The organism is Brevibacillus sp. TJ4 (genome assembly GCF_044627595.2).
In the GTDB taxonomy this organism is placed as follows: Bacteria; Bacillota; Bacilli; order Brevibacillales; family Brevibacillaceae; genus Brevibacillus.
In genome coordinates this window covers 2,823,813-2,836,269 of the sequence record NZ_CP185865.1, presented here as the reverse complement: position 1 = coordinate 2,836,269, position 12,457 = coordinate 2,823,813, and the positions used below count along the sequence as shown (strand labels likewise).

Genomic DNA, 12,457 nt, shown 5'->3' with positions numbered 1-12,457 from the left:
AAACACGTAAAAAGGAGTGGAAGGTAGGCATGGCGCAGGAACATGAAGTACACATCCGTAACGCCCACCGCGACGAATGGCAGGCAGCAATCGAACTGACGATCAAAGCCTATCAGCAGTACGCAGGAAGTTTCGGTCCGCTCTTTTGGCAGCAGTACGTAGACAACATCCGTTGGCAATGGGAAAAGCAGGAGCAGGCAGAGAGACTTGTCGCGTTTGTAGCGGGAGAGTTGGCAGCGGCTTTGTTGCTGTACCCGCCACAAAAAGGACTGTACGAAAAACTGGATACAACAATTCCATATCCGGAAATCCGGCTGCTCGGCGTACTTCCAGCGATGCGGGGAAAAGGCGTCGCAACCGCATTGATTCGTGAGTCCGCAGAACGGGCAGCGCGTGCTGGTTACCCTTATGTAGGGTTGCACACGACGGAGCTGATGCCGCAAGCCGTTCGCTTGTATCAGCGGCTCGGGTTCGAACGAGCACCCGAATTCGATTTTTATGGAGACAATCGCATCGTGGTGGAAGCGTATCGGCTGCCTGTATCTGTCCCGCTTTCCAGCTAAAACGTGGACGGGACTGGAAAAATCCGATACGATTCTACAACAGGCAAAGGCCGAGCAAGTCAAAAAGACAGGAGTGAACGAAGGTGGTTTTTGAACAAAGACTGGTGGAAATCAGACGGCACCTGCATCAATACCCGGAACTGTCCCATGAAGAAGTGGAGACGACGGCGTACATCAAGAGCATTTTGCAGAAGGCAGGAATCCGTATCGCCGATGCATTTCCTTTGCAGACCGGATTGATCGCCGAAGTGGGAGGCCTGCATGGAGGACCGATCATCGCGCTGCGGGCGGATATCGATGCCCTTCCGATCCAGGAAGAGACGGGGCTGCCGTACGCTTCAAAAATTGCCGGACGGATGCACGCCTGCGGGCATGACTTTCATACGGCTGCCATCCTCGGTGCCGCGTTCCTGCTGAAAGAAAAGGAGCAGGAACTGGCAGGAACGGTACGCCTGGTGTTCCAGCCGGCGGAAGAAAAAGCGACCGGAGCTGCGGCTGTATTGAAAAGCGGAGCGATGGAAGGCGTGCAGGCGATCTACGGCATGCACAACAAACCGGATCTGCCCGTTGGCACAATCGGCATCAAGCCCGGTCCGTTGATGGCTGCTTGCGACGGCTTTCGCATCGAGCTGGCGGGAAAAGGATCACACGCTGCGGTACCGGAGGCAAGCGTCGATCCGGTCGTCGCGGCCGCGTTTCTGACAACCGCATTTCAATCCATCGTCAGCCGCAACGTCAGCTCGCTGGACAGCGCCGTCATCAGCGTCACGAAGCTGAACAGCGGAACAGCCTGGAACGTAATCCCCGAGACGGCTGTGCTTGAGGGAACGATACGGTGCTTTGACGCGAAGGTCCGCGACCGCGTGCTGGGGCGTTTTGAACAGGTCGTGCAAGGTGTTTCCGCGGCTTACGGGACGAAGGCTTCCCTGCAGTGGTTCGATGGTCCGCCGCCTGTCCACAACGACGAACGGCTGGCGGAGGAGGCGCGGAAGGCAGCGGAGCGGCAGGGCCTGCGTGTCGTCACACCCCAGCCGTCGCCCGCGGGGGAAGACTTCGCTTTTTACCAGCAACACATTCCCGGCTTCTTCGCCTTTGTCGGGACGGGAGGGGCGCATGAATGGCATCACCCTGCCTTTGACGTAAACGAAAAGGCTTTGCCGGTCAGTGCCGCGTTTTTCGCCGAGCTGGCGAGTGCCGAGCTGAAACGGCTTGCAGGCTGAAATCGCCGCGTTCGTTCGAGGATATGCTCTGGAGAGCTTTTTTGGTTTCCGTACTTCCTATACTCTCCTTGTGGTAAAGTTTGGGTGAAAGGCGACTAGGCGGGCTGTGCTTGCTCACCGGTACATATGCTATAATGACGCTGATGATACAGACAGAGGAGCGGGGATCATGCCTTTGCGCGCGGCAATTCAAGACATTCGCAACAAACAGTTCGCACCGATTTACGTATTGTACGGACCGGAATCGTATCTCGCCGAGGAATTCGTGGCGCTGGCCCGCCGGGAGATGATCGATCCGGCGTTCGCCGATTTGAATACAAGCGTGTACGACTGCACGCAGACACCGCTGACTGATATTCTCCAGGATGCGGAGACGTTGCCGTTTATGGGTGAGCATCGCCTGGTGATCGCCCGGGATGCGTATTTTCTGACCGGCAGCAAGCCAGTGACAAAGATCGAGAGCAATCCCGACGCGCTGCTCCACTATGCGGAAAATCCCCCGGCTTATACGTCGCTGATCCTGATTACCGAAGCAGAAAAGCTGGACGAGCGAAAAAAGCTCGTAAAAACATTGCAGCAAAAGGCGAAGATGCTCTCCTTTCCGCTGCTGAAAGACGCCGAACTGTTCGCCTGGATCGAAAGGCGGATTGGCGTGTACAAGGCCGCGATCGAGCGGCCGCAAGCGGTGAAACTGGCAGAGCGGGTGGGAGGCGAGCTGCGCCTGCTCGACAAGGAACTGGAAAAACTGGCGCTCTTCGTAGGCGAAGGGGGGAAGGTCAGCGACGAGGTGATCGAAAAGCTGGCTACCCGCACACTCGAGCAAGACGTGTTTGCGCTGATCGAGCAGGTAGCAATGGGCAAGCTGGACAAAGCGTTGCGCATGATGTACGACTGCCTGAAGACGGGCGAAGAGCCGCTCAAGCTGCTCGCCTTGATGGCCCGCCAGTTCCGCATGCTGCTCCACATTCGCCAGTGGGCGCCGCGTGGCTATTCGCAGCAGCAATTGGCCGGGATGTTAAAAATCCATCCGTACGCTGTGAAAAAAGGGACGGAGCAGGCCCGCCATTTTTCCGAGGACTCGCTCAAAAGGCTGCTCGGCATTTTGGCGGAAGAAGACTTCCGCATCAAATCGGGGCAGGTGGACAAGCAGTTGGCGCTTGAGCTGTTTATCACGCGTGCCTACCAGGAGCGTCTGAAGACGACCGGGTAAGGAAACAAAACATGAAAAAACCCGTGAACGAGATGTTCGCGGGTTTTTGTCGTCTTCAGCCGGGTCCCTTACGCTACAGGAGCGCTCAGAGCGTTGAGCTTCTTCATCAAACGGGATTTTTGACGATTTGCTGCGTTTTTATGAATGAGACCTTTCGAAGCGGCCTTGTCCAGCTTTTTCACAGCCACCAGAAGAGTGGATTTCGCCAATTCTACATCGGAAGCAGCCAGAGCTTTCTCAAAGCTTTTCAGGGAAGTGCGCAGGTCGGACTTTTGAGAAGCACGGTGTGCGCGGCGCTTTTCGATTGTTTTGGTGCGCTTAATCGCGGATTTAATGTTTGGCATGTGTGTCACCTCCTTAGACGACCATCATACGGTCAGTCATACAACAAAGTAATTCTAGCATGCACGGTACCCATTTGCAAGAAGAGGATTGGGAATAAAAACAGGGGATTCAAGCACCCTAGTAGCAGGAACAACATGGAGAAGGGAGCGATCGCACATGGAACACAATATCGATCTGTCAGGCTATTCGATCCGTACCGACCTCGCACTGGAAGCACATGAACTGGCGCAGCAGCAAAACGAGAGCAATATCGCCGGCATTTGGCTGCAGGCAGATGACCGGGAGGCGGGGATTCACGTCACCCGCCTGCACGTGCAGACAGAGGAGGCAGGCATGCAAATCGGCAAGTTGCCGGGGCATTACGTGACGATCGAGGTGCCCAAGCTGCGCGACAACGACACCGCGATTGAAGAGCAGGTGACGGAGCGCTTTGCTGTCGAATTCGCCGCTTTTCTGCAAAGGCTGGGCATCAGCAAGGATCAGAAGGCACTCGTTGTCGGGCTCGGCAACTGGAATGTCACACCGGATGCGCTCGGGCCGATGGTCGTGGAAAATTTGCTGGTCACCCGCCACTTGTACCAGCTCGCACCGGAAACAGTCGAGGACGGCTACCGCGAAGTGAGCGCCCTCTCTCCTGGCGTATTGGGCATCACCGGAATTGAGACGAGCGAAATCGTCTTCGGTGTGGTGGAGAAAAGCAAGCCCGATTTTGTCATTTGCATCGACGCGCTGGCCTCCCGCGCACTGCATCGGGTGAACACGACGATCCAGATTTCCGATACGGGCATCCACCCCGGTTCAGGCGTCGGCAACAAACGCAAGGCGATCGACCGAAACACCTTGGGCATCCCGGTTATCGCCGTCGGTGTTCCTACTGTCGTGTTCGCTTCGACGATCGTCAACGATGCGATCACCTATTTGCTCGGTCATTTCGGACAGTCCTTGGCGGAGAGCAACCGCGCCTTCAACAAGCTGGCGATGAGCAGTGTACCCGAGCGCAAGGAGCCGTATACAGAAGAAGACCTGCCTGATCTGGAATCGCGGAAGATGTTCATGGGATTGGTAGGTTCTCTCCCCGAAGAAGAAAAACGGCAGTTGATCCACGAGGTGCTAAGACCGCTCGGCCAAGACCTGGTCGTCACGCCCAAGGAAGTGGACGATTTTATCGAAGGTGTGGCCAACGTGATCGCCACGGGGCTCAACCGTTCGCTGCATGACGCCGTCAACAGGCAAAACAGCAGCTCGTACACCCACTGAAAATACCATTCGGGCAATCACGCACCCACATTTTAAGAGAAAAGCTAGAAAAGCAGTTCTATCGTCTCTATGATCCTCATAGGCTAAAGCATAGACAAGCGGATAACCAAACAGGACTCCGCTGCCAATGCTACAGCTCGGGGAGTGAGACAGATGACTGCCTTGATCCAGCGTCAATTTGCAGTGCTTTCCTTTATTACGGCTTTTTTGTTTCTGATGACAGGAGCCTTGGCTCTGAACAACAACAAATTGATGGTTGCCTCGTCTACGATCCAGCGTGCCGCTTCCCATATTTCCAGCGTCGCATTGCTCACCTGGATGGGGCGGGAAATTCCTGCGCTCAACGGTACCGTGCAAGTCGACTCCACAGCAGGCAGCGTCTCCGGCTTTTTGTTCCAGGTAGCGACGAGCATCCATCCGGGAGATTTGCGCAGCCTGCTGGGGCGTGAACTGCCGGGAATGATTACGCTGGACGATTCCCGTTTTATCGTCGAAGGCAAAGGTGCCAGTTTGACGGACTTTTACGTCGAATACCCGCCACATCCAAGACAGGTGATTGACGCTTCGCCTTCCGTCCAGGATCCTCCTGCGACTGACCAGACAGAAGGGACGCAGACGGGCGAGAAGCCTGGCGAAGAAAAGAAGCCGCCGTCGACGGTAAGTCCTACCCCGCCCAAAGAAAAAGTCGTCTACGTATACACGTCGCACAACCGCGAGTCATGGTACAGCGAAACGAAGCCGAACGGCGCTTCGCTCGACCATCCCACGCGCAATATTTCGCTCGTCAGCAGGCATCTTTCCGAAGCGCTGAACGAACGAGGCATCGGGGCGGATGTGAGCACCCACGACATCTACCAGCAGCTGGTAGACAAAAAGAAAGACTACTCGCTCTCCTACGCCGAGTCACTGCAGGTACTGCAGGCGGCCAAGCAGGAACACCGGGAGCTTCACTATTTCTTTGACCTGCACCGGGATACGGTTCCCCGGAAAGAATCGACCGCGACGATCAACGGAAAAACCTACGCCCGCGTCCTCATCGTCGTCGGCAAGCGCAACAAGAATCACCAGCAAAACGAGGCGTTCGCTACCGAACTGCACAAGCTGATGGAAGAAATGTACCCCGAGCTGTCGCGCGGCGTGATGGAAAAAGGGGCAAAAACCGATCATGGCGAGTATAATCAGTCCATCTCACCGGGTAGTCTGTTACTGGAGATCGGTGGCGTCGAAAATACGCTTGAGGAGAGCCTGAACACGGCAGAAGCGCTGGCGGATGTATTTGCAGCGTACTACTTCAAGGCGGAAAAGGCGTCCACACCAGCAGCAGACGAGCCGAAGGAGGGGTGAGCGGCTGTGCAGGTGACAGTGAGATTGACGGGCATGCTGTTGATATTGCTGATCGGCGTGGTCATCGGCCTGCAGACTGCCGAGCGAGGCATCTACAAGGTGAGCGGGCTTCCCGAGCAGCAGACACAGACCTTTTATATCAAAAGGATGGACCAGGGCCAACTGGAAATCTCCTTAATGGGCAAGCAAGTGCAAGCGGCCAATCCCGACCGGATGGTGAACTACGTCAGCCAAGCGGGAATGACGCTTGGAAACAGCCTTCGGGATGGAGCCAGGTGGTTCGTGGAATGGGTGGGAAACTTTTTCGAGCCGTAAATTAGTTTGCCTTTCAAGTAGTTGATGAAAAAAAGAGTAGGGTGACAAAAGACCTGCGCGGGCGGGTCTTTTGTCATTTACAAAAAGAGGAAAAAGAAGTGCAGGGGCGTAAAATACTTTAATGCAGCAAAAAATGAATATTGATAAAAAGTATATAAATGCAAAAATTTTTTATTGCCAAATAATTGCACGGATGTAATAATATCTATAAAAATCAAGATATTTATCTTTTCAGACTATTATTTCAAATAAGAGAGGTGCGACTCGTGTCACAGCCTGTCCTTCAGATTGAAAACCTGCAAACGCACTTCTTTACGGACCGTGGCCAAATACCCGCAGTAGACGGTGTCTCGATCACGGTGCGAAAAGGGGAAGTAGTCGGCATCGTAGGCGAATCCGGCTGCGGGAAAAGCGTTACCTCGCTGTCGGTTATGAAATTGATCCCCACCCCGCCCGGCAAAATCGTCGGCGGAGCGATCCGCTTCAAAGGGGAGGATCTCGTCTCGGCGAGTGAAAAGCGGATGAGAGAGATACGCGGCAACGAAATCGCGATGATTTTTCAGGAGCCGATGACCTCGCTCAATCCGGTGTTTACGATTGGCGAGCAAATCGGAGAGGCCATACGCATACATACCAAGGTAGGAAAAAAAGAATCCCGGGAGCGCGCCATCCAGATGCTGCAAAAAGTGGGCATTCCTCGTGCCGAGGCGATTGTCGATGAGTACCCGCATCAGTTGTCAGGGGGGATGCGCCAGCGCGTAATGATCGCGATGGCGATGGTCTGCAACCCGGAGTTGCTGATCGCGGACGAGCCGACGACAGCACTGGACGTAACGATTCAGGCGCAAATCCTCGACTTGATGCGAAAGTTGAACCGCGAATTGCAAACGGCGGTCTTGCTGATTACGCATGACCTCGGCGTCGTGGCGCAGATGTGCCATCGCGTTGTCGTGATGTACGCCGGCAATGTAATCGAGGAAGGCGACGTCCGCACCATTTTGAAAGAGCCCAAGCATCCGTATACGATCGGCTTGCTTCATTCGCTGCCCAAACTCGAAGAAGAACAGGAGCGGCTGTACTCGATTCCGGGAAACGTCCCGCTGCCCGGCTCGCTCACTGTCGGCTGCCGCTTTGCTCCGCGTTGTGAGCATGCGACAGACCGCTGCCGTGTTGAGATGCCGGAGCTTGCCGCAGTAGGCGACAATCACGCCGTTCGCTGCTGGCTTGCCGAATAACCCGAAAGGAGCATGCAGGTGGCTGAAGAACTTCTCGTCGTTTCCAATCTGAAAAAATACTATCCGATCACAGGTGGCGTGCTAGGCTCGGAGATCGGTGTGGTAAAAGCAGTAGACGATATTTCGTTTTCCATCCGCCGGGGGGAGACGTTGGGACTCGTCGGCGAGAGCGGATGCGGCAAATCGACGACAGGCAGGTCGTTGCTGCGCCTGATCGAACCGACTTCGGGCAAGGTGTACTTCGACGGCGTCGATGTGACTGCATTAAAACCGGAAGAGATGCGCAAGATGCGGCGCGACATGCAGATCGTATTCCAGGACCCGTTCGCGTCGCTCAATCCTCGTCATAATATTGCCAAAATTCTGGAGGAACCGCTGATCGTACACGGTGTTGGCAGTTCTGCGGAACGCCGAAAACGGGTCGAGCACATGCTCGAAGTCGTCGGTCTGAACAGCTACCACGCAAGGCGCTATCCGCATCAGTTCAGCGGCGGGCAGCGGCAGCGGATCGGCATCGCCCGCGCCCTGATGCTCAACCCCAAACTGATCGTCGCCGACGAGCCCGTGTCCGCCCTGGACGTGTCGATCCAGTCGCAGGTGCTCAACCTCATGCAGGACCTGCAGCGGGAGATGGGGCTGACCTATCTGTTTATCGCCCATGACTTGAGCGTGGTTCGCCACATCAGCGATCGCGTCGGGGTCATGTACCTTGGCAGAATTGTCGAGCTTGCAACGAGCAGCCAGCTCTACACCAAGCCGCTTCATCCGTACACGCAAGCCTTGCTCTCCGCCGTACCCGTGCCTGATCCCGACGATGTGCGGGAGCGGGTCATCCTCCAAGGGGATGTGCCCAGCCCGGCCAATCCGCCTTCTGGCTGCACCTTTCACACGCGTTGTCCGCACGTGATGGAGGAATGTCGGACGGTGCGCCCGCCGTTCCAGGATGTCGGCGATGGGCACTACGTCGCCTGTCACCTGTACAAGACGGATTGAGTGGTCGAGAGTGCAGAGACGTTGCCTGACAATCCCGGAAAAGGGGGGATGTGAAGCAGGTCAGTCAGTTTCATCTGGTAGTTCGTAAAGTGTACGCGTTACAAAGAAAAGGGGGATGTTAGTACATGAAGAAAAGAGTTTTCAGTGCAGCGATGACCAGCCTGGTCGCGCTGGCCATGCTGGTAGCGGGATGCGGCGGTTCCTCGACGACGCAGGCGCCCGAAACAAATGCTCCGGCTGAGCAGCCTGCAGCGCAAGAACCCGCCGACCAGGGGCCAAAGCAACTGATCGTCGGACGCGGCGGCGACTCGGTCGGATTGGACCCGATCCGGGAAACGGACGGGGAAACATTCAAAGTAACGGAAAACATTTACGACACTCTGGTTGGCTACGCCGAGCAGAGTACCGAGGTCGTTCCTTCCCTCGCAGAGAAATGGGAAATTTCGCCGGACGGGTTGACCTACACCTTCACGCTGCGCCAGGGAGTCAAATTCCACGACGGCACCGACTTCAACGCAGAAGCAGTCGTCTGGAACTTCGAGCGCTGGATGGACAAAAGCCATCCGTTCCACAACGCCGATGGCTACTATTACTACAACGACATGTTTGGCGGCTACAAAGGCGATCCGAACCACGTCATCCAATCCGTCGAAGCAGTCGACTCGCATACGGTGAAGTTCACGCTGAACTATCCGCTGGCACCGTTTATCCAAAACCTCGGCATGTCTCCGTTTGCCATCGCTTCTCCGGCAGCAGTGCAGGCGGCGGGTGCAGACGGTTTTATGGAAAAACCGGTCGGTACAGGTCCGTTCAAGTTCGTGGAATGGAAGCGTAACGACACGATTACCCTGGAGAAGAATCCTGACTACTGGAACCCTGGATATCCGAAAGTAGACAAACTCGTCTTCAAGGTCATCCCGGAAAATACGGCTCGTCTGACTGCGCTGATCAACGGGGAAATCGACCTGATGGACGGCTTGAACCCGGACGATGCCGACACGGTGGAAGCAAACAGCGACCTGCAGCTGATCCTGCGCCCGTCGATGAATATCGGTTACATCGGGTTTAACGTGGAAAAGGCTCCGTTCGACAACCCGAAAGTGCGGGAAGCGATCGCGCATGCGATTAACAAGCCGGCCATTATCGAAGCGTTCTTCGCGGGGCTGGGCGAACCTGCCGTCAACCCGATGCCGCCTACCCTCTGGGGGCACAACGACGACATCCAAGACCGCGACTACAACCTCGAAAAAGCGAAGCAGCTTCTCACTGAAGCGGGCTTCCCGGACGGCTTTAAAACCGATTTCTGGGCAATGCCTGTACCACGTCCGTACATGCCGGACGGTGTGAAAATCGCCGAGGCGATTCAGCAGGATTTGTCCAAGATCGGCATCCAGACAGAAATCGTCACGATGGAATGGGCGACGTATCTGGAAAAGACGAGACTCGGTGAACAGACGATGTTCATGCTCGGCTGGACGGGAGACAACGGTGACCCGGACAACTTCCTGGCGACCTTGCTGGACAAAAACAATATCGACAGCAACAACAATACGCGTTGGGCCAACGACGAGTACAGCGATCTGATGCAGAAGGCCAAATCGGCTTCGACACAAGCAGAGCGCGAGCAGATTTACAAACAGGCGCAGGAAATCATTTTCCGCGAAGTGCCGCTCGTGCCGCTGGCGCACTCGACTCCGGCGCTGGCAGCAAGATCCAACGTCGTCGACTATCTGCCGCATCCAAAAGGATCGGAGAGCTTGGAAAAAGTAGACATCAAATAAGCGGTTGATCCGGTACTTGTACCGAAGCTGTAGGGTAAGAGGAGTGATCCCTCTTCTTACCCTTTCTTTTTTGGACTTTGCACTCATTTTTACTTGGAAGGAAAGCGAGGAGATGGCATTGCTATCCTACAGCATCCGAAGAATTCTTATGCTCATCCCCGTTCTGCTGGGCATGTCAATCGTCGTTTTTTCGATCATACGTGCCATTCCCGGCGACCCCGCGCTCACGATCCTGGGTGAAAAGGCAAGTGCCCAAGCCTTGGCGGATTTGCGGGAAGCTCTCGGGTTGAACAGCCCGTGGTACATTCAGTACTTTGAATATCTCAAGCAAATCATCACAGGGGATTTGGGCGTTTCCCTGCACTCGGGAGCCAGCATCGCCAAAGAGATCGGTCCGTATTTGGCGGCGACGACCGAACTGACCATTTTCAGCATGTTCTTTGCGGTCTTCGTAGGAGTCAATGCCGGCATCATCTCAGCCTGGAAACAAAATTCCTGGTTTGACTACATCGCAATGCTGCTTGCCTTGATTGGCGTTTCCATGCCGGTATTCTGGCTGGGGTTGATGGAGCAATGGGTGTTTGCCCAGGAGCTGGGATGGCTGCCATCCGTAGGTCGTGACAATACGCGTGACCCCGTCCAGGCGATCACGCACTTCTATGTACTCGATACCATGCTCGCCGGCCGCTGGGATCAATTCATCGATGTCGTAAAGCACCTGATCCTTCCGAGCATTGCCCTGGGAACGATTCCGATGGCGATTATCGCACGGATCACCCGTTCCAGCATGCTGGAAGTGATGCGTTCCGACTATATCCGCACGGCACGGGCGAAGGGCATGGCGCAATTTGGCGTCGTGTACAAGCATGCGTTGAAAAACGCGATGATTCCCGTCCTGACCGTAATCGGCTTGCAGACAGGGCTGTTGCTCGGCGGAGCCGTACTGACGGAGACCATTTTTGGCTGGCCGGGAGTAGGGCGTTACATCTATACGGCGATCGGCAACCGCGATTATCCGGTCATTCAATCGGGAATTCTGGTCATTGCCACCATCTTTGTGCTGATCAACCTCGTCGTCGATCTCCTGTATGCATATCTCGATCCACGGATCAAATACCGCTGAGGAGGATGGGTACATGGCAGACATACAAGTACAAAACAACGTGCCGTTGAAGCAGGCGGACGACCAGGTCATCTCTCCGTGGCGGGAAGCATGGGGGACATTGCGCAAAAACAAACTGGCGCTGGTCGGAATGGGGATCATCCTGTTTTTTATCGTCGTTGCGGTTCTGGCACCGGTTTTGGCACCGTATCACTACAGCGAAGATTACGACTTGCTGAAAAAAAACCAGCCGCCATCCGCTGAACATTGGTTTGGCACCGACTACAACGGTCGTGACGTGTTGAGCCGCGTCATTTACGGGGCGCGCATTTCCCTGTGGGTCGGCACTTTCGCCGTAATCGGCTCGGTCATCGCCGGGACGGTTCTCGGACTTTTGGCAGGCTACTACGGGAAATGGGTGGATATCGTCATCTCCCGGCTGTTTGACATCATGCTTGCTTTTCCCAGCATTTTGCTGGCGATCGCGATCGTGGCAATTCTCGGGCCTTCCTTGCAAAATGCCTTGCTGGCGATTGCGATTGTCAATATACCCACCTTCGGGCGACTCGTCCGTTCCCGCGTACTGAGCCTGAAGGAAGAGGAGTTCGTTACGGCCGCACGGGCGATCGGGATGAAGGATTCGCGCATTTTGCTGCAGCACATCCTCCCCAACAGCATGGCCCCGATCATTGTCACGGGAACCTTGGGCATTGCCACAGCGATTATCGAAGCGGCAGCACTCGGTTTCCTCGGGCTTGGGGCCCAAGCTCCGGAGCCGGAGTGGGGCAAGATGCTCTCCGACTCCCGCCAGTATATCCAGAAAGCACCGTGGACAGTGATTTTTCCCGGGCTTTCGATCATGCTGACGGTTCTCGGCTTCAACCTGATCGGTGATGGCTTGCGTGACGCGCTGGACCCGCGCATGAAAAACTAGAAGAGAAGGGGGGACAAAACGCGTCTCCCTTTTTCCTTTCAGTACGCGCAGCGAAAAATCTTTGCATGCGGAGCCCCTCTTCCTTGAGTCTTTTTGCCGATACTTCTTCTATTTTTTCGCAGAAAATGGTATCCTCGCTATAAACTACTTGGTGAAAG

The 12,457-nt window shown here is 55.4% G+C and carries 12 protein-coding genes; 11 read left to right on the top strand and 1 reads right to left on the bottom strand.

Features of this window, described 5'->3' with window-relative positions; all coding sequences use genetic code 11:
• Positions 1 to 29: 29 nt before the first annotated feature.
• The 3 genes from ACAF76_RS13970 to holA all read left to right on the top strand — a co-directional run bounded on the left by ACAF76_RS13970 (position 30) and on the right by holA (position 2,993).
• Positions 30 to 563 (top strand): GNAT family N-acetyltransferase, encoded by a 534-nt coding sequence (locus ACAF76_RS13970; RefSeq protein WP_400164120.1) that lies wholly within the window; start codon positions 30 to 32, stop codon positions 561 to 563.
• Between the two features lie 83 nt (positions 564 to 646).
• Positions 647 to 1,783 (top strand): amidohydrolase, encoded by a 1,137-nt coding sequence (locus ACAF76_RS13965; RefSeq protein WP_400164119.1) that lies wholly within the window; start codon positions 647 to 649, stop codon positions 1,781 to 1,783.
• 169 nt (positions 1,784 to 1,952) lie between these two features.
• Positions 1,953 to 2,993, top strand: a complete 1,041-nt coding sequence (holA, locus tag ACAF76_RS13960; protein WP_400164118.1) for a DNA polymerase III subunit delta — start codon at positions 1,953 to 1,955, stop codon at positions 2,991 to 2,993.
• A 68-nt stretch (positions 2,994 to 3,061) separates the two neighbouring features.
• Here the strand turns inward: holA and rpsT are convergent, their stop codons facing one another.
• Positions 3,062 to 3,337, bottom strand: coding sequence for a 30S ribosomal protein S20 (gene rpsT / locus ACAF76_RS13955; protein WP_400164117.1), 276 nt, complete (start codon positions 3,335 to 3,337; stop codon positions 3,062 to 3,064).
• A 157-nt stretch (positions 3,338 to 3,494) separates the two neighbouring features.
• On the opposite strand from rpsT, the gene gpr reads away from it, so the two are divergent.
• From gpr to ACAF76_RS13915, 8 genes are all read left to right on the top strand, one after another.
• On the top strand, positions 3,495 to 4,595 hold the full coding sequence (gene gpr, locus ACAF76_RS13950) for a GPR endopeptidase (RefSeq protein ID WP_400164116.1): 1,101 nt from the start codon (positions 3,495 to 3,497) through the stop codon (positions 4,593 to 4,595).
• 153 nt (positions 4,596 to 4,748) lie between these two features.
• Complete coding sequence (spoIIP, locus tag ACAF76_RS13945) at positions 4,749 to 5,939, top strand: stage II sporulation protein P (RefSeq protein ID WP_400164115.1); 1,191 nt, start codon at positions 4,749 to 4,751, stop codon at positions 5,937 to 5,939.
• A gap of 6 nt (positions 5,940 to 5,945) precedes the next feature.
• Positions 5,946 to 6,254 (top strand): DUF3679 domain-containing protein, encoded by a 309-nt coding sequence (locus ACAF76_RS13940; RefSeq protein WP_400164114.1) that lies wholly within the window; start codon positions 5,946 to 5,948, stop codon positions 6,252 to 6,254.
• Between the two features lie 266 nt (positions 6,255 to 6,520).
• On the top strand, positions 6,521 to 7,489 hold the full coding sequence (locus tag ACAF76_RS13935) for an ABC transporter ATP-binding protein (RefSeq protein ID WP_400164113.1): 969 nt from the start codon (positions 6,521 to 6,523) through the stop codon (positions 7,487 to 7,489).
• Positions 7,490 to 7,507: 18 nt separating this feature from the next.
• Positions 7,508 to 8,482: an ABC transporter ATP-binding protein gene (locus ACAF76_RS13930; protein WP_400164112.1), complete on the top strand. Its 975-nt coding sequence runs from the start codon at positions 7,508 to 7,510 to the stop codon at positions 8,480 to 8,482.
• A 125-nt stretch (positions 8,483 to 8,607) separates the two neighbouring features.
• Positions 8,608 to 10,263: an ABC transporter substrate-binding protein gene (locus tag ACAF76_RS13925; RefSeq protein WP_400164111.1), complete on the top strand. Its 1,656-nt coding sequence runs from the start codon at positions 8,608 to 8,610 to the stop codon at positions 10,261 to 10,263.
• 112 nt (positions 10,264 to 10,375) lie between these two features.
• Positions 10,376 to 11,386: an ABC transporter permease gene (locus ACAF76_RS13920; protein WP_400164110.1), complete on the top strand. Its 1,011-nt coding sequence runs from the start codon at positions 10,376 to 10,378 to the stop codon at positions 11,384 to 11,386.
• A gap of 13 nt (positions 11,387 to 11,399) precedes the next feature.
• A complete protein-coding gene (locus ACAF76_RS13915) occupies positions 11,400 to 12,299 on the top strand; it encodes an ABC transporter permease (protein WP_400164109.1) in 900 nt (299 codons plus the stop codon).
• The last annotated feature ends 158 nt before the right edge of the window (positions 12,300 to 12,457 follow it).